This window comes from Pseudomonas sp. B424 (assembly GCF_055408345.1).
The window spans coordinates 523,329-540,940 of sequence record NZ_JBUZTL010000001.1 but is presented as its reverse complement, the minus strand read 5'-3'; the positions used below and the strand labels follow the sequence as shown (position 1 = coordinate 540,940).

Sequence of the window (17,612 nt, the reverse complement as noted above, 5' to 3'; positions counted from 1 at the left end):
GCAAGTTGCGGTGTGTGAAGACGATACAAACCGAAAGTTTGCGACTCACAAAACACCTGTCTATTACATACCCATTCGCTGGAGCGTGAACCGAAAGGTGAACGACCTGGCTACCGAATTTCTTGACGACCATAGAGCATTGGAACCACCTGATCCCATCCCGAACTCAGTAGTGAAACGATGCATCGCCGATGGTAGTGTGGGGTTTCCCCATGTGAGAGTAGGTCATCGTCAAGATTAAATTCCAAAATCCCTGTCTGCTCGCGCAGACGGGGATTTTGTTTTTGTATAAGTCCCAAGTTTTCGCAGACACGTTTTAATAACGGATCTGTCACAGAATTTCTTGACGACCATAGAGCATTGGAACCACCTGATCCCATCCCGAACTCAGCAGTGAAACGATGCATCGCCGATGGTAGTGTGGGGTTTCCCCATGTGAGAGTAGGTCATCGTCAAGATTGAATTCCGAAACCCCTGTCTGCTAACGCAGACAGGGGTTTTGTTTTTGCGCGAAGTAAATCCCCAGCGCACCTCCATGTTCTACCCCCTCCCCAGCGACCTCACCAAAGCTACACCTGCGCTTTCGTCGGATTAAGCACATTGCCATCAAAATTGGCTAAGTATTCCGCAGTCTGTGCCGAAAGCCTGTTGAGCAATGCGTGCGAGCAGAGCTGCCTAAAGGCCGCCTGCACTGCTACACGGAATATTGCCCCCGTACGCATCCCACCTTTTGGCATAAGAAGTCCCATGCTATGAATCTCAAGTTCAGCCATAAAATCCTACTGGCCGCTTCAGGCGTCGTGGTTCTGGCGTTTGCGTTATTCACTCTGTACAACGACTACCTGCAGCGCGACACCATCAAGCAAAACATCGAGACCTCAGTGCAGCAGGCAGGCAATCTGACAGCCAGCAGCGTTCAGAATTGGCTCGGGGGCCGTATCCTGGTGCTGGAAAGCCTCGCACAAAGCGTCGCACACCAAGGCAGCCAGGCAGATCTCCCGGGCCTGGTCGATCAGCCTGCGTTTACTTCCAACTTCCAGTTCACCTACGTCGGGCAAGCCAATGGCGTCTTTACCCAGCGTCCTGATGCCACGATGCCGGCAGGTTATGATCCCCGTGAGCGTCCTTGGTACAAACAGGCTGTAAGCGCCGGCCAGACCATGTTGACACCGCCCTATGTGGCGGCGGTGGGCGGTCTGATTGTGACTATCGCCATGCCAGTCAAAAAAGGCGGTGATTTGTTGGGTGTGGTGGGGGGAGATCTGAGCCTGAACAGCCTGGTCAAAATTATTAACTCGGTTGATTCCGGCGGTCTGGGTTACGCATTTTTGGTCAGCAGCGATGGCCAGGTCATCGTCAGCCCGGATAAAGATCAGGTGATGAAAAACCTGAAAGATATTTACCCGTCCAGCTCTTTGCGCATCGAGAAGGGTATTCAGGAAGTGACGCTCAATGGTCAGGAACGGATCATTTCCTTTACTCCAGTTACAGGCCTGCCGTCCGCGGATTGGTATATCGGCCAATCAATAGACAAAGAGAAGGCTTACGCCCCGCTGTCTAAATTCCGCACGTCTGCGTTGATTGCGATGTTTATTGCGGTGGCCGCGATTGCGCTGCTGCTGAGCTTGCTGATCCGGGTATTGATGCGTCCGCTGACTACCATGGGACGTGCCATGCAGGATATTGCCCAAGGCGAAGGTGACTTGACGCGCCGCCTGGTGATTGAGAACAAGGATGAGTTCGGCGAGCTGGCCAGTGCATTCAACCAGTTTGTTGAACGTATTCATGCGTCAATCAGCGAAGTGTCCTCTGCAACCCGCCACGTGCATGATCTGTCCCACCGGGTTATGGCATCGTCCAATGCCTCTATTGTCGGCTCGGACGAGCAAAGTGCGCGCACCAACAGCGTAGCTGCCGCCATCAACGAACTGGGTGCTGCCACCCAGGAAATCGCCCGCAACGCCGCCGACGCATCGCACCATGCCAGTGGTGCCAGCGAGCAGGCGGATGATGGCCGCAAAGTGGTTGAGCAGACTATTCAGGCCATGACCGAGCTTTCGCAAAAAATCAGTTTGTCGTGCGAGCAAATTGAAACCCTGAATGCCAGCACCGACAATATTGGTCATATTCTTGATGTGATCAAAGGTATCTCTCAGCAGACCAACTTGCTGGCCCTCAACGCAGCCATTGAGGCCGCGCGTGCGGGGGAAGCGGGGCGCGGGTTTGCCGTGGTGGCGGATGAGGTGCGTAACCTTGCTCACCGCACTCAGGAGTCCGCAGAGGAGATACATAAAATGATCACCTCACTGCAAGTGGGCTCCCGCGAGGCGGTCAGCACCATGAATGCGAGTCAGGTTTCCAGCGAGCTAAGCGTTGAGGTGGCCAATCAGGCCGGTGCCCGTTTGATCAGCGTGACTCAACGTATCGAAGAAATTGACGGCATGAACCAGTCGGTTGCTGCTGCTACCGAGGAGCAAACTGCTGTGGTTGAAACCCTCAACGTGGATATCAACCAGATCAACCTGTTAAACCAGCAGGGCGTGGTGAATCTCAACGAGACCCTCAAAGACTGCGATGCGCTGTCGCAGCAAGCCAGCCGCCTCAAGCAATTGGTCGACAGCTTCAAAATCTGACGTCACGGCCAACAAAGACTTATCCACAGCCCTTGCGCTCCAAGCGTCAGGGCTGTTTTGCGTTCTGACTGTCCAGAAAGTGGGTAATGGCCTGTATTCCACGTTGCAGATGGAGCGCCAACTGCGCAACACATGCCTCTACATCCTTGGCTTTGGCGTGGTGCAGTAACGCCTGGTGATCGTCTTGGCACAACTTGCCCAGGCTCATCTTCTCAAGGTTGAAACGCAGAAAGCGCTCCTCTTCAACCAACCCCGTTTCAATGAGGCCCAGCAGTTTTTTATTGGGGGCCTTGCAGTAAAGCGTCTGGTGAAAAAGCCGATTGAGCGTGCCGATTTTGCTGAAATCGGTTTCGGCCTCGAGCGCCTCGATATAGCCGGATGCGAGGTTGAAGTCGGCTTCGCTCAGCAAGGGAACAGACTGGCGCAAGGCTTGAGCCTCCAGCAATAAGCGGATCTCGTAGGCTTGCGACGAATTGTCCTCGATCAGGGGGGCGACCACTGCGCCCTTGTACTGCTCAACCTGCAGCAAACCCTGAGCCTCAAGCTGACGCAGTGCCTCGCGAACCGGCATGCGGCTTACGCCAAACAATACCGCCAGGGCCTGTTGCCGGATTGCGATACCGCAGGGCAACCGGCCATCAAGAATGGCGTTGCGCAGGGTTTCTTCGATCACAGACCGTGCCAGATGGGCAGGGATGGGCCCGTGAACTTCAATATTACTTAAGGGATCGTGTTTGACGGCCACGTTGGCGCTACTCTCGGCGCAGGATCAATACGCCAGTGGGATCCTGTTTACGTTAGATGCTGACTGTATCCCTGTCAGACCTTGCTACGATTAGTTTAGCGCGACTCCACGCTGAGTGATCGCAGTGAGCCATTACTTTTCATTCTGTGATCCACCCTCACACCTGATCGAGCCTGCGGTATGGAAGCGAACTATCTGTTTGTAGAGCAGACAGGGCACCTCCTTTTACCGTGGCTTGTGTCCTACAATCGCCGGAGTTAAAGCTGCCCAAATCGCAGCCTCAATGCACAGCAGGTGAAGGATGGGCGTACTCAGCAAGAACGACGTGGGGGAGCAGCGGTTTCAGCTCCCTGAAACGTCCCCCAACGCACTGGGCAGATTGGTTCGCCAGCCATGGTTGTGGTGTATTTTGCTGTTGGCTGCAGGGGTACGATTTTACGGATTCACGACCTCTGCCATCTGGTGTGACGAGGGGTCCAGCCTGATGTTGAGCAACTACCCGCTCACCGGGATCTGGTTTCACGCGGCGCACGATGTACACCCCCCGTTGTACTTCATGTTGCTGCACGGCTGGATAGCGCTGTTTGGTGACAACCTTGCCTCGATTCGTACCCTGAGTGTCTTGCCCGGTATTGCAACGGTGCTGCTGGGGGCATGGCTGGTGCGGCTGATCGCAACCCAAAGGGCAGCGTTGCTGGCTGGTCTATTGTTGGCGCTGCTGCCGATTGCCGTGCGCTACAGCCAGGAAGTACGAATGTACTCGTTACTGGGGTTGTGGTTGATCGCAGCGACTATCGCGTTGGTGTATTGGGTCAAGTCCCCGCATCAAAACCGCTATCTGGTTATCTATGCCCTGCTGATGGCGGCCGCGTTCTACACCCACTACTTCACTGCGTTCTGTGTGATTGCCCATTGGCTATACCTGATGTTGAGCGGACGCAGTACGGGGTGGCTGGTCAAGCGTCCCGCCTGGTGGCTGGCTAACGTTGCCATAGTGTTGCTGTTCCTGCCCTGGCTTCCCGGCCTTCTCGACCTGCTGCAGCACATGGATGCGCTCAAGGCTGGCGGTGATGTTGGGTGGGAGCCTCCTGTGGACGCTCGTTCACTGCCGGCCATGACGTGGCAGTTTTTGATTCAGGATGAAGGTGAAAACCTCCCTTGGCCGCTGTTCTGGCTGGGCCCAGTGTTGCTCTTTGCCGGGATGGTGAGGATGGCGGTATGTGATGTCACGCCGTACAAGTTCCACAGACTTTTGGTCATTTACACGCTTGTACCGATCCTGGCGATCTTCGCGCTGTCATTTTCCTCGCCGCTGTTTATCGAGCGTTATCTGATGTTTGCTGCGCTTGGTTTGCCGCTGGTGGTCGCGATTGCTGTTGATCGCCTGCTCAAACACCGGCGCGCATTGGCTTTCGTGCTGTTGGCGCTGTTTATTGGCACTGAGTCAGTGGGTTTGCGCAGCAACTTCAGCGGTGACGCCGATCATTTTGATCGTCTGGTCGAGCACGTGAACGAACGGTTTTTGCCTGGCGACCGGATCGTTGTGAGTGACCTGTTCTGGTACTTCAGCTACGTCTATTACAACAAGACCGGGTTTCAACCCATGCTCTATACGCCGCCTCTGGAAGATGGCACATCAGGGCGCCCGAATGACTACGGGTTTGGCACGCTGGTGAACGCTCATGGCAAAAAGATCTATGTCGATCACCTTGATGACCTGCCGCCGGGTACGGGCCGTATCTGGCTGATCAGCAGCAAGGTGCAACCTGACGATTTCAGCTCAATCCCGACGGGTTGGCACAAAGCACAGGACTTGGCCGTCGATGACACACAGGCTCGACTATATTTGACCTGCGCTGCCGCCAAATGCGGCCCTGAAACTGAATGGAGTCAAATCAATGCAAAAGCCAACCCATAGCCTCCCATCCCTGTTCAAGCAGCTGGGCCTGCCGAACACCCCCGAAGATATCGAAAAATTTGTCACGACCCATTCGCCGCTCAAGCCTGACCTGAAGCTCGAAGATGCGTTTTTCTGGACACCCTCCCAAGCGGCCTTCTTGCGCGAAGAACAGCTTGAAGATGCTGATTGGGCTGAAATCGTCGATCAACTGAACCTGATGCTTCGTACAAAACCGATCACAGGCAAGCAGAATTAATTAGCAACACTTGACTGAGATCGTCGAGCCGCGCAATATTAATAGTTAGCAAACTAACATTATGTGACGCCTCTTGCCTGACACTCTCGATCTACTGCAAATGAGCATCAGCACCGGCATGGTGGTTGCGACTCGCCATTGGCGTCGCGTCTGTCAGGCCACGCTGGTCAACTACGGAATTTCCGAAGCCTGCGCCATGCCGCTACTGATTATCGGTCGCTTGGGGGCGGGGGTCAGGCAGGTTACCGTGGCCCATGCCGCCGGGATGGAAAGCCCATCGCTGGTGCGTTTGCTCGACCAGTTATGCAAGGCCGGTTATGTGCGCCGCTGTGAAGATGCCAGTGACCGTCGGGCTAAAACCTTGAGCCTGACCGACACCGGGCGTGTGTTGGTGCAGTCGATTGAGGCCCAGCTTGTACAGCTGCGCCGAGCGGCGCTGGCGGATGTTTCAGTCGCAGACCAGGAAGCTGCATTACGTGTGATCAAAGCCTTCGAAGCGGCCGGCCGACTGCCAGATGGAGCGGCCTCTTGAACGGTTTCTTCAGCAGCATGCCGCCTGCCCGTGACTGGTTCTATGGCGTGCGCACCTTTGCCGCCTCGATGATCGCGCTGTATATCGCTTTGCTGATGGAAATGCCCCGCCCGTATTGGGCCATGGCCACGGTGTATATCGTCTCCAGCCCCTTCGTCGGCCCGACCAGCTCCAAGGCGGTTTACCGCGCCCTGGGCACTCTGATCGGCGCCGCCGCCGCGGTGTTCTTTGTCCCGCTGTTTGTTCAAACACCTTTTTTGCTGGTGTTGGTGATAGCGCTCTGGACCGGCATTTTGCTGTTTTTGTCCCTGCACCTGCGCACCGCCAACAGCTACGTATTCATGCTCGCCGGTTACACCATGCCGATGATTGCTTTGCCGATTGTGGATAACCCGCTGAACGTCTTCGACATCGCGGTTTCGCGTACCGAAGAAATCATGCTCGGGATCGTCTGCGCAGCGGTCGTTGGCAGCATGTTCTGGCCACGCCGCTTGACCCCGGTGTTTATCGACTCGGCGGCCAAGTGGTTTGCCGATGCGAGCAATTACAGCAAGCACTTCCTGGCACGCGACGTAGAGCCGAACAAGGCCAGCGGCCTGCGCTCATCGATGGTTACGACCTTCAACAGCCTGGAGATGATGATTGGCCAGTTGCCCCATGAGGGCGCGCACCCGCAGACCGTACGTAATACCAAGGAGTTGCGCGGGCGCATGATCCACTTGCTGCCCGTGGTCGACGCGCTGGACGACGCACTCTACGCGCTGGAGCGGCGGGCACCTGAACTGGTCGATCAGGTTACGCCCTTGCTCGATCACGCCAAGGCGTGGCTTGAAAGCACTCGTGAGGGGGCCCCGGTCCAGCAATGGCAAGCGCTGCGCCATGAACTCGAAACCTTGCAACCCAGTGCTGCCGCGCTCGATGACCGCCGTCAGCTGGTGCTCTCCAACGTGTTGTATCGGCTAGGCGAGTGGATCGACCTGTGGCAAGACTGCCGAAGCTTGCAAGAGGCCATTTCGACCGGCAATCAGGACATCTGGCGTGCGGTCTACCGGCACTGGCGTCTGGGGCGGCTGACGCCGTTTCTCGATCGCGGGCTGATGCTCTATTCGGCGTTCTCCACGGTGACTGCGATTGTCGTCGCCTCAGTGTTGTGGATTTTGCTCGGCTGGACCGATGGTGCCAGTGCGGTGATTCTGGCCGCTGTGGCCTGTAGCTTTTTTGCGGCGATGGACGACCCGGCGCCGCAGATTTACCGGTTCTTTTTCTGGACTTCGCTGTCGGTGGTATTCGCCAGCCTGTACCTGTTTGTGATCCTGCCCAACCTGCACGATTTCCCGATGCTGGTGCTGGCGTTCGCCGTGCCGTTTATCTGTGTCGGCACCCTGACCGTACAGCCCCGGTTTTACCTGGGTACGTTGTTAACCATCGTTAACACCGCCTCCTTTATCAGCATTCAGGGCGCCTACGACGCGGACTTCATGGTGTTTGTGAATGCCAACCTGGCGGGCCCCATCGGCCTGCTGTTTGCCTTCGTCTGGACCCTGATTGCGCGCCCGTTCGGTGCCGAGCTTGCGGCCAAGCGCCTCACGCGCTTCAGCTGGGGTGACATCGTCAGTCTGACCCGGCCCGCGAGCCTGGCCGAGCACCGGCAAATGGGTGCACAAATGCTGGACCGCCTGATGCAGCACTTGCCGCGCCTGGCCTTGACCGGGCAAGACACGGGCAGCGCCTTGCGTGACCTGCGAGTGGCTCTCAACCTTCTGGACCTGCTGGCCTATGCCCCAAGGGTCAGGGGTGAGCCGCAACGGTTGTTGCGTCAGGTGGTGAGCGATGTAGGCGACTATTTTTGCGCCTGCCTCAAGGCGGGTGAGCGGTTGCCGATGCCCCTTGGCCTGCAAATGGCCATGGACCGCACGCGCCGGGCCCTGAATGCCAACGACCTGCAAGACGAAGGCGAAGCGCGGGTGCATCTGTTGCACGCCCTTAGCGGGCTGCGCCTGGCCTTGCTGCCCGGTGTTGAATTTATTGTCGATAACGACGACCTGCCGCATCCCCATGCCCAGGGCATTGATGGAGCGCCGCTATGATCGGTGACGTGGATATCAGCGGGGTATTCCTGCCCACGCTTCTGGTGTTGATGGGCATCACTTACTTACTGTTTCTGGTGGTTCACGGGTTACTCACCCGTGTGCACTTCTACCGTCTGGTCTGGCACCGGGCTTTGTTCAACGTCGGTCTCTACGCTCTGCTACTCGGCGTTGTGGATTCGTTTAGTCGATACCTGATGACATGAAAAAACCTTTACTGACCTTGGGCCGTGTTGTTCTCACCTTATTGGTGGTGACATTTGCCTGCGTCGTGGTCTGGCGCATGACCATGTACTACATGTTTGCTCCCTGGACCCGCGACGCCCACATTCGCGCTGACGTGGTGCAAATCTCCCCTGACGTATCGGGCCTGATCAAGCAGGTGGATGTGCGCGACAACCAGCCTGTAGCCCGTGATGAGGTGCTGTTTGTCATCGACCAGGAACGATTCAAGCTCGCCTTGCGTCAAGCCCGGGCGACGGTCGCCGACCGCCAGGAGACCCTGGCGCAGACCCAGCGTGAGAGTCGGCGTAACCGTGGGCTGGGCAACCTGGTCGCTCGCGAGCAGCTCGAAGAAAGCCAGTCGCGAGAGCTGCGGGCACAGTCTGCATTGATCGAGGCTGAAGTGGCGGTGGACAGTGCCCAGCTCAACCTGGACCGCACCGTGGTGCGCAGCCCGGTCGATGGGTACGTCAACGACCGCGCACCACGGGTCAATGAGTTCGTCACCGCAGGCAAGCCTGTGCTGTCGATTGTCGACAGCAGCTCGTTTCACATCGACGGCTATTTTGAAGAAACCAAGCTCGACGGTATTCATGTAGGCCAGAGCGTCGATATCCGCGTGATTGGCGACAATGCCCGTTTGCGCGGCCATGTTCAAAGTATTGTGGCGGGCATCGAAGACCGTGACCGTACCAGCGGGCAGAACCTGTTGCCCAACGTCAATCCGGCGTTCAGCTGGGTGCGGCTGGCGCAGCGGATTCCGGTGCGCATCGTGTTTGACGACGTGCCGCAGGACTTTCGCATGATCGCCGGGCGCACAGCCACCGTATCGATCATCCAGGACTCGCCCAAGGCCAAGCCTGCCCAGGAGAACGCGCAATGAAAGCCGTTCACCTGGCAGCCGTAGGGCTGGGTTTGCTGCTGTCCGGTTGCCAGATGCTTGGTCCCGATTACCAGTTACCCAAAGACGCGGCCATGCAGCGCCCGGATTTGCAGGGCCAATTGGCGGGCGAGGGCGCCAATGTGGTGTCAGCACCAATCCCCGATGATTGGTGGAAGCTCTACCAGGACCCGACACTCAACGAGCTGGTGCGCCAGGCCATGGCCTCCAACACCGATTTGCGTGTGGCTGCGGCCAACTTGTCCCGCGCGCGGGCCCAGATTGAGCAAGCGCAGTCAGTCGGTGGCTGGAGCGGCTCGGCAAAGGCGGGTGCCCAGCGTCTGCAAGAGTCTGGCGAAGCGTTTTTGCTGGCGGATAAAGTGCCGGTGGCCAACGTCGGCGACCTGGGTATCAGCACTTCCTACCAGTTCGACCTGTGGGGCACGTTGCAGCGCGGTATCGAAGCGGCGCAGGCCAATGCCGATGCTACCCAGGCGGCGGCGGACACGGCCCGCATTACCGTGGTCGCCGATGTCGTGCGCGCTTACACCCAAGTGTGTGCGGCCAACGAAGAGCTCCATATCGCTGAAGAGTCACTGCAACTGCAATCCCAAAGCACCACTCTGGTCCAGCGCCTGCGCGATGCCGGTCGGGGGGATGAAACCCAGGTCACGCGTTCCGAAACCCAATTCCGCTCGTTACGCGCCGAGTTGCCGCGTTACCAGGCCTTGAGTCAGTCAGGGTTGTTCCGATTATCGATGATATTGGCCAAGCCGCTGGACCAGCTGCCAGCGGGTGTAGCCACTTGCGCCGAGTTGCCGCATATCGCGCAACTGCTGCCTGTGGGTGACGGCGCGGCACTGCTCAAGCGCCGTCCGGACGTGCGCCAGGCCGAGCGCCATCTGGCGGCAGCGACCGCCGAAATAGGCGTCGCCACGGGCTCGCTGTACCCGGACATCAGCATCGGCGCCAGTATTGGAACCGTAGGCCTGCTGGAGAACCTCGGCACGGCGCCGGCCAATCGCTGGGGCTTTGGCCCGCTGTTGAGCTGGACCATTCCGACCAACGGTTCGAGAGCCCGTATTCGCGAAGCCGAGGCCGTCACCCAGGGTGCATTGGCCAAGTTTGATGGCGTGGTGCTCAACGCCATCCGTGAGACCCAGACCAGCCTGGTGCAATACACCGCCTTGCTCCAGCGCCGCGATGCGTTGGCCCAGGCCGGTGAATCGGCCAAGACTGCTGCCGAGCAAACCCACCAGTTCTTCCAGGCCGGCCGTGCCTCGTTCCTGGCCGACCTGCAAGCCACGCGCACCTACACCGACGTGCGCGCACAACTGGCAACGGCCAACACCCAGGTTGCCATGAGCCAGATCGATCTATTCCTGGCCCTGGGTGGCGGCTGGGAAAGTGGACGAACGCAAGCCCCTGCAAACGCTAAACCCTGACAGCGTTGCTATGCTCTGAGTTATCGGTATCAGAACGATGGCTCAGGGCGTCAGCGGGTGTGTAGCCCTCCTCATCGTGCAGACCATGCCTGATGGGGATACTAATGAAAAATCCTTATGCTCCCGGTTTCTGGTGTGCAGTGGCGGCACTGGTGCTGCTCTCTGCGACGTACTTCTACGGCATCATGCTGGCGCATCAAATCGACAAAGCGATGATCTTTCTCGATAGCGCCAGCGCCCTGATCGCGGTGCTGGCTATCGTGGTTGTGGCCTGTGCCCTGGTGCAAACCCGGCAAATCAAAAAACGTCAGATCGACCAGGGCCAGACCCGTGTCCTGATCTGGGACACCAAGGTCGCGCTGCGCCGGGTCGAGACGGTATTCGACCGCTATTTCTGGGGCAGTTACTGGCAGCCGGGCCGTACTTTCCAGGAGTTCATGGGCGAGCTTACCGGCACTCCGCTGGAAAAGAGCCTGGATGCCTTGAAAACCCAATGCCTGAAACTCGACAAGGCCCTGCCATCTGAAGATCGCCGGTGGCTCGACAACGCGCGTGAGCTATCGGATGTCGCGGCAGCAATGGCTCGCGAGCGTTATCAGCTAGATTACTCAGACGTATCCTTCAATTCTGTCGGAGAGACATGTATTGATCACGACCTGGAAGTGCTGGTGTACACCTGGAGCGCAAGCCTCAAAAGTTTCGACCACCTGCTCGACGAAATAGACCAGCGTTACGCCCAGCCGGCATAAGCTTTGGCGGCACTCGGGAGCAGCGTCTGCCCAGTTGCCAGTGTTAACCTGCTGCCACTTTTCGGCCCATGACGGGCTTGGCGAAGACCGCTTTTACTTTCAACACAACGGAAATTGAACGGGTCAATTGATGAATAAACCATTAGGCGTACTGGTAGGGATTGTTGTAGTTGCAGGGGCACTGAATACCGCCGGTGCGTGGTACACCGGTGGCAAAATCGAGAGTGTTTTGCAGACCTCGATTCAACAAGCCAACCTGGAGTTGGCGTCTCAGCTCAAAGGCACCACCACTCAGGGCTCAATCGAACTGGTTTCTGTGGAACGCCACCTTTACAGCAGCACCGCGCACTATCGCCTGAACATTCAGGATCAGACCTCAGGGCCGGACGCCCCGCCGGTGGAGCTGCTGTTTGTCGATAACATTGAGCATGGTCCGTTGCCGTGGTCGCGCATCAAGACCTTCAAGTGGCTGCCGGTCATGGCGGTCAGCAACTATGCGCTGGAAAAAAACCAGTTCACCGAAAAGTGGTTTGCCGCCACCAAAGATCAGGCTCCGCTCAAAGGCCAGGTAACCCTGGGCTACGACCGCTCGGTTGATGCTCATATGGAGTTGCTGGCGTTTGAGGCCAGCATGGACGACAAGTCCAGCATCAGCTTCTCGGGTTTGACCATGGAGGCCCAGACCGACGCCGAAGCAAAGAACATCAAGGCCAAAGGTTACATGGACCACCTCAAGATCCATGCGGCCTCACTTGATAAACCGCCGGCAGTGATCGAGCTCAATGGCCTGACCCTGGCCAGCGACCTTAACAAAAGCACCTATGGCTTCTATCTCGGGCAGAACGTACTGGTATTGAGCGAAGGCCAGCTGACCTTTGGCGTGCGTCAGTCGGTGCTTGGCGTCAAGAACTTCGAATACACCGGCTCGGCATCTGCCAACGGCAGCCTGCTGTCCGGGCGACTGACCTACAACGTGGGTGACATCACCCTGGACGGCAAGCCAGTGGGCAGCGCCCAGATGGTCATGACCGCCAGCAGCCTGGATATTCCGGCCATGCAGTCGCTGCTGCAGACTTACCAGAGCAAGTACCAGCCTCAAGTCGACGGTACTTTGCCGCAAACCCCCCTGACGGCAGAGGAGCAGGCCCGGATGCAGGTCGATGTTGAAAAGCTGCTGGCGGCCAGACCGCAACTGGCGCTGGAAAAGCTGACGCTTAAAACCGCCAATGGCGAAAGCCAGTTCAACGCGGCCATGAGCCTGGCGCAACCTGTCTCGTTTGAGCTGGCGCCTATTGAAGTCACCAAGCAAATGGTGACCGCACTGGACGCCAAATTGCAGTTGTCCAAACCCATGATTGCCGACTTGTCTGCGGTTCAGGCACAGCTGGTCGGTCAAACAGACCCGCAAGCGATTGCCAAAATGGCCAGCGCAAACAGTGAAATGGCCGGCGTCATGGCGGTACAAACCGGTTTGGCAAAAGTGGATGGCAACAACATCCTGGCGACGCTGAAGTATGCGGCGGGCGAGGTGGATCTCAATGGCCAGAAAATGAGCCTGGAAGATTTTATCAACGCAATGACAACCCGCTTTGGCGGTGTAGCCGCGCAGTAGGGGCTCTTTCGGGGGAGCGGGGTTGCCCGCTCCCACGCGCCGGCGCGGCCCTTGCGAGTCACGTCAGCTCTGGCACCAACGTCTTCGCAAACACAAAACACAACTTGTTCCCTTCGGGATCGCGGCAATACGCGCCGTAATAGTCGTCGCCATACTGCGGGCGTTTGCCGGGCGGTCCCTCATCGGTCCCCCCCATTCGCATGGCTGCCTCCCACGCCGCATCCACCTGCTCAATCGAATGCGCGCCAAAACTGACCTGCACCCCATTGCCCCACGTCGCGGCCAACCCATTGATCGGTAATTGAATATAAAACTGCGGCCAATAGTGCCCCGGCCGTTGCCACCCGGCTCCTGCAGGGCTGTTGTCTATATCTTCGTGGGCAAGACGCACCAGGCCCAGCGTAGTCAGCACGGTGTCGTAAAACAAAGTCATTGCAGGCACGTCCCGTGCCCCGATCTGGATATGGCTGAACATAGGTTGTCCTCCGTAACAGGAAGATGGACTGTAGCCAGTGTTCTGCAGGCACGACAAAACCACGCGCAAACGCACGTCGGGATTATTTTGAAAGGGGGGGGGACGCTGTTCCCTTGAACAAGGGAACGCATTTATGGACCGTGTGAAGCACTGTACTGCGCAAAATATGGCGGAGAACGGGGGATTCGAACCCCCGACACCCTTTTGAGGTGTACTCCCTTAGCAGGGGAGCGCCTTCGGCCACTCGGCCAGCTCTCCGCAAAACGCCGGCTATAGTAACCAGCCTTTCGTCAGTTGCCCATAAAAATTTAACCTGACCCGCATTCAGGGTATCGAAGCCCGTGAGTGCACGGCTTGGACGCCTGCAAGATTCGAACGCCTGGTGGTGAGCAAAGCCCCAAACACAGGCATGCAGCTGCTCACCGGGTACTCGGGGAGAGACAAGAAGGTTTTGATGGATTATTGCTTTGGATCACGGGTTCCCGGGGCGGGAACGCTATCCCCTTTGGACAAGGGAAAGAAAATGGTGCACCAGGCGGGATTCGAACCCACGACCACTGCCTTCGGAGTCCTAAAAGTCGACGTTTAGAATCAATACGTTAGCGGAGATTAGCTGGGGAATCAATGGGTTGTGTTAGCTGGGGATGGCGGGTTTTCGCCCCGGTTAGCGGGGCGAATGTGGCAAATTTGTGGCATTCAAGATCAATTTAAAAAAATCAGTGAGTTAAATCCTTCGCAATAATTTCTGCCTGCTTCAACACGGTTTCCGTCGCGAGCAATTGCATATCTGGCGGATAGCCGAACTGGCGCAGAGTGCGTTTCACAATCACTTTCAGCTTGGCTTTGACGTTCTCCTTGATGGTCCAGTCGATGGAGGCGTTTTCCCGCACGCGCAAGGTCAGTACCACGGCCAGCTCACGCAACTTGTCTTGCGCCATCAACTCGCGGGCACTGTCATTGTTGGCCACAGCGCTATAGAAGGCATATTCGAAATCCGTCAGCCCCATGTTTTTGGCTTCGTCGTCCGAGGCAACGATTTCCTTGCTGATCTTGATCAACGCGTCCATCACCTCGGCAGCGGTGAGGATTTTGTTGTGGTACTTCTTGATGGCGTTTTCCAGCATTTCCATCAGACTCTTACTCTGCACCAGATTCTTTCGGGCCCTGGCTCTCAGCTCGTCGTTGAGCAGCTTCTTCAATACCTCAAGCGCCACGTTCTTGTGCTTGTGGTCCTTCAGCTCTGCCAGAAATTCGTCGGAGAGAATAGAAATATCCGGTTTTTTGATACCCGCCGCGTCGAACACGTCGATCACTTGTTCCGACACCAGAGCTTTGTCGATTACCTGGCGGATGGTGGTTTCGATGTCTTCATCGCTGCGGCCGTCACCAGTGCCGCCATCGAACTTGACCAGACGGGCTTTAACCGCCTGGAAAAACCCCACTTCGTCCTTGGCGTCTAGTGCCTGCTCGTGTGGCACCGCAATGGCAAAGGCTTGCGACAGCGTGGAGACTTCTTTGATATAGCGATTGCGCCCATCCTCCAGCCCGAGGATGTGTTCTTCTGCCGCCAGGATCAGCGATAACTTTTGTGCAGTATCGGCCTCGAAGAAATCTTCATAGGCAAACCCGTGATACATCGCCGTGATCACCTCGATCTTCTCCAACATCAACGCCACCGCTTGCTCCTGCGCCAGCGTCGGGTCGCCCTTGCCGCCGGCATCGGAATAAAAGGACAGCGCTTCTTTCAGGTCGGAGGCAATGCCGAGATAGTCCACCACTAACCCCCCTGGTTTGTCCTGATGCACGCGATTCACGCGGGCAATTGCCTGCATCAAATTATGTCCCTTCATGGGTTTATCGATATATAGAGTGTGCATGCTGGGCGCGTCGAAACCCGTCAGCCACATATCACGCACGATCACTAACTTCAGCGGGTCGGAATCGTCCTTCATGCGCTCAGCTAGCATTTTGCGTTGTTCTTTGCTTGTGTGGTGCTTGGCTAACAGCGGACCATCGCTCGACGAGGCGGTCATTACCACCTTGATCGCGCCTTTGCTTAAATCATCCGAGTGCCACTGCGGACGCAGTTTGACTATCTGGCTGTACAGCTCGGCAGCAATGCGCCGCGACATGCTTACCACCATGGCCTTACCGGCAAAGACCTCCTGGCGGGCATCGAAGTGGGCAACGATGTCGCTAGCAATATTCCTGATACGTTGCTCGCTGCCGATTAGCGCTTCCATCCGCGTCCACTTAGCCTTGGCCTTCTGCGTCTCGCTCAGTTCGTCCTGATCTAGCTCTTCGTCCAGTTCAGCGATCAGCTTTTTTCCGTCTTCGTTTAGCGCCACTTTGGCCAAACGGCTCTCGTAAAAAATGCGCACCGTGGCACCGTCTTCCACAGCTTGGGCAATGTCGTAAATATCCACGTAGTTGCCGAACACGGCGGGCGTATTGACGTCGGTCTTCTCAATTGGTGTGCCGGTAAAACCCAGGTAGGTCGCGTTGGGCAGGGCGTCGCGCAAGTACTTGGCGAAACCGTAGACCACCTTCTTGCCGATCAAGGTTCCGTCGACGCTTTTCTCATCCACCGTCTTGGCCGCAAAGCCGTACTGGGTGCGATGCGCTTCATCGGCGATCACCACTATATTGCGGCGTTCGGAAAGCTCCTCGTAGATGTTCCCCTCTTCGGGCTGAAATTTCTGGATAGTGGAGAACACCACCCCGCCGGACGCCACCTTGAGCAGTGCTTTGAGTTCGTTGCGATCCTTGGCCTGCACCGGCTCCTGGCGCAACAGCTGCTTGGAGGCGGCAAAGGTGTCGAACAACTGATCGTCCAGGTCGTTGCGGTCGGTGATCACCAGAATGGTCGGGTTATCCAGCAGCAATACGATCTTGCCGGTATAGAACACCATGGAAAGCGATTTGCCCGATCCTTGAGTGTGCCACACCACGCCCGCCTTCTTATCTCCTCTGGGTTGCTTGTTCACGCTGGGCAAGCCATAGCTGGCGGGGTTCTCCCGCTTAATCAGGCCTGCACCCATATCCACTGCCCGCAGGGTGGAGACTATTGCCGCATTAACTGCGTAATACTGGTGATAAGCCGCCAGCTTCTTCATCGTGCTGATGGTTATCTGGCCTGTTTTCGGGTCTTCCTTCCTAGCCTTTTCGAACACGATAAAGTGGCGTAGCAAGTCCAGCAGCGTGGCTTTGTTCAGCATGCCGACGATTAGGGTTTCCAACTGGCTGACTAGGTGCGACGCCTCGGCCTTGCCGTCGGCACTCTTCCACGCCATAAAGCGTGACAACCCCGCCGAGAGCGAACCGGCCTTGGCTTCCAGGCCATCTGAGATCACTACGAAGGCATTGCTGGCGAACAGGCTAGGAATAGTTTCTTTGTAGGTATTGATCTGCTGGTAAGCACTTTTTAGCGTGGCGTTTTCCGCAGCGGCGTTTTTCAGCTCGATCACCACCAGAGGCAGACCGTTCACGAACAGTATCAAATCCGGCCGTTTGGTCTGGTTGTTCTCAATGATGGTGAACTGGCTAGCGACTACGAATTCATTGTTTTCCGGGTGGGCAAAGTCGATTAGCCAGACCCGCTCGCCGCGCTCGTCACCATCCTTGTGCAGGGTGGCCGGTACCCCTTCGGTCACCAAGCGGTGAAACGCCTCATTATTCGCCAACAGCTCGGGGGACTGCACGCGCTGCACCTCTTTCAACGCGGCCTGGATGACATCCGCCGGCAGCTTGGCATTGATGCGCCGAGATGCTTGTTCCAATCGCCCAAGTAGCAACACGTCGGCATAGTCGCTCCGCTCGGGGTACTCACTGTCCGGCGCGCTATCGGGGGCGTGAATTGTATGATAACCCAGGCGCTCGAACAGCCTGATGGCGAAGGTTTCGATAGCGGATTCGGTGAGTGTGGCCACAATGGATTTCTCTATGGATTTTCTGGTGCCGCCAGCATGTTCATGATAAGGCGGATCAAGGTGTCCTCTGCCTGGGGGCCGACTCCCCGGCTAGCAGGGTGAGGGCGGCTAAGCCAATTCAGAGGCTATTCATAGCGAGTTTTTCTA

At 57.2% G+C, this 17,612-nt stretch carries 13 protein-coding genes, 1 tRNA gene, 2 rRNA genes and 1 pseudogene; 13 read left to right on the top strand and 4 right to left on the bottom strand.

What is annotated here, in order from left to right; all coding sequences use genetic code 11:
* Positions 1-121: 121 nt before the first annotated feature.
* The 4 genes and pseudogenes from rrf (ACZRMS_RS02325) (at position 122) to ACZRMS_RS02310 (ending at position 2,633) form a co-directional block, all read left to right on the top strand.
* A 5S ribosomal RNA gene (gene rrf / locus ACZRMS_RS02325) occupies positions 122-237 on the top strand.
* A gap of 105 nt (positions 238-342) precedes the next feature.
* Positions 343-458: ribosomal RNA gene (rrf, locus tag ACZRMS_RS02320) — 5S ribosomal RNA — on the top strand.
* Between the two features lie 294 nt (positions 459-752).
* Positions 753-1,778: pseudogene (locus ACZRMS_RS02315) on the top strand (cache domain-containing protein); the annotation flags it as partial.
* Between the two features lie 69 nt (positions 1,779-1,847).
* Positions 1,848-2,633: a methyl-accepting chemotaxis protein gene (locus tag ACZRMS_RS02310; RefSeq protein ID WP_463993953.1), complete on the top strand. Its 786-nt coding sequence runs from the start codon at positions 1,848-1,850 to the stop codon at positions 2,631-2,633.
* A 46-nt stretch (positions 2,634-2,679) separates the two neighbouring features.
* On the opposite strand, the gene ACZRMS_RS02305 is transcribed toward ACZRMS_RS02310, so the two are convergent.
* The gene (locus ACZRMS_RS02305) at positions 2,680-3,378 is read right to left on the bottom strand and encodes a GntR family transcriptional regulator (protein ID WP_463993931.1); all 699 of its coding nucleotides are present in this window, start codon (positions 3,376-3,378) and stop codon (positions 2,680-2,682) included.
* A 301-nt stretch (positions 3,379-3,679) separates the two neighbouring features.
* On the opposite strand from ACZRMS_RS02305, the gene ACZRMS_RS02300 reads away from it, so the two are divergent.
* The 9 genes from ACZRMS_RS02300 to ACZRMS_RS02260 all read left to right on the top strand — a co-directional run bounded on the left by ACZRMS_RS02300 (position 3,680) and on the right by ACZRMS_RS02260 (position 13,061).
* Entirely contained in the window at positions 3,680-5,296 is a 1,617-nt protein-coding gene (locus tag ACZRMS_RS02300; RefSeq protein WP_463993930.1) for a glycosyltransferase family 39 protein, read from the top strand.
* The gene (locus ACZRMS_RS02295; protein WP_463993929.1) at positions 5,277-5,534 is read left to right on the top strand and encodes a DUF2789 domain-containing protein; all 258 of its coding nucleotides are present in this window, start codon (positions 5,277-5,279) and stop codon (positions 5,532-5,534) included. Before ACZRMS_RS02300 ends, ACZRMS_RS02295 begins: the two co-directional genes overlap by 20 nt.
* Positions 5,535-5,634: 100 nt before the next feature.
* Entirely contained in the window at positions 5,635-6,066 is a 432-nt protein-coding gene (locus ACZRMS_RS02290) for a MarR family winged helix-turn-helix transcriptional regulator (protein WP_463993952.1), read from the top strand.
* Positions 6,063-8,153, top strand: coding sequence for an FUSC family protein (locus ACZRMS_RS02285; protein ID WP_463993928.1), 2,091 nt, complete (start codon positions 6,063-6,065; stop codon positions 8,151-8,153). The genes ACZRMS_RS02290 and ACZRMS_RS02285 overlap by 4 nt, the downstream gene beginning before the upstream one ends.
* Positions 8,150-8,359, top strand: coding sequence for a DUF1656 domain-containing protein (locus ACZRMS_RS02280; RefSeq protein ID WP_016782973.1), 210 nt, complete (start codon positions 8,150-8,152; stop codon positions 8,357-8,359). Before ACZRMS_RS02285 ends, ACZRMS_RS02280 begins: the two co-directional genes overlap by 4 nt.
* Entirely contained in the window at positions 8,356-9,258 is a 903-nt protein-coding gene (locus ACZRMS_RS02275; protein ID WP_463993927.1) for an efflux RND transporter periplasmic adaptor subunit, read from the top strand. Before ACZRMS_RS02280 ends, ACZRMS_RS02275 begins: the two co-directional genes overlap by 4 nt.
* The gene (locus ACZRMS_RS02270) at positions 9,255-10,700 is read left to right on the top strand and encodes an efflux transporter outer membrane subunit (RefSeq protein WP_463993926.1); all 1,446 of its coding nucleotides are present in this window, start codon (positions 9,255-9,257) and stop codon (positions 10,698-10,700) included. The genes ACZRMS_RS02275 and ACZRMS_RS02270 overlap by 4 nt, the downstream gene beginning before the upstream one ends.
* Positions 10,701-10,804: 104 nt before the next feature.
* Positions 10,805-11,449: an NADH:ubiquinone oxidoreductase subunit N gene (locus tag ACZRMS_RS02265; RefSeq protein WP_463993925.1), complete on the top strand. Its 645-nt coding sequence runs from the start codon at positions 10,805-10,807 to the stop codon at positions 11,447-11,449.
* 130 nt (positions 11,450-11,579) lie between these two features.
* Entirely contained in the window at positions 11,580-13,061 is a 1,482-nt protein-coding gene (locus ACZRMS_RS02260; protein WP_463993924.1) for a YdgA family protein, read from the top strand.
* Between the two features lie 58 nt (positions 13,062-13,119).
* Here the strand turns inward: ACZRMS_RS02260 and ACZRMS_RS02255 are convergent, their stop codons facing one another.
* The 3 genes from ACZRMS_RS02255 to ACZRMS_RS02245 all read right to left on the bottom strand — a co-directional run bounded on the left by ACZRMS_RS02255 (position 13,120) and on the right by ACZRMS_RS02245 (position 17,465).
* Positions 13,120-13,536 carry a VOC family protein gene (locus tag ACZRMS_RS02255; protein ID WP_463993923.1) on the bottom strand — a complete coding sequence of 139 codons (417 nt, stop codon included), beginning with the start codon at positions 13,534-13,536 and terminating at the stop codon, positions 13,120-13,122.
* Positions 13,537-13,703: 167 nt separating this feature from the next.
* Positions 13,704-13,794 (bottom strand) — tRNA-Ser (locus tag ACZRMS_RS02250).
* A 458-nt stretch (positions 13,795-14,252) separates the two neighbouring features.
* Entirely contained in the window at positions 14,253-17,465 is a 3,213-nt protein-coding gene (locus ACZRMS_RS02245; RefSeq protein WP_463993922.1) for a type I restriction endonuclease subunit R, read from the bottom strand.
* Positions 17,466-17,612 lie beyond the last annotated feature (147 nt).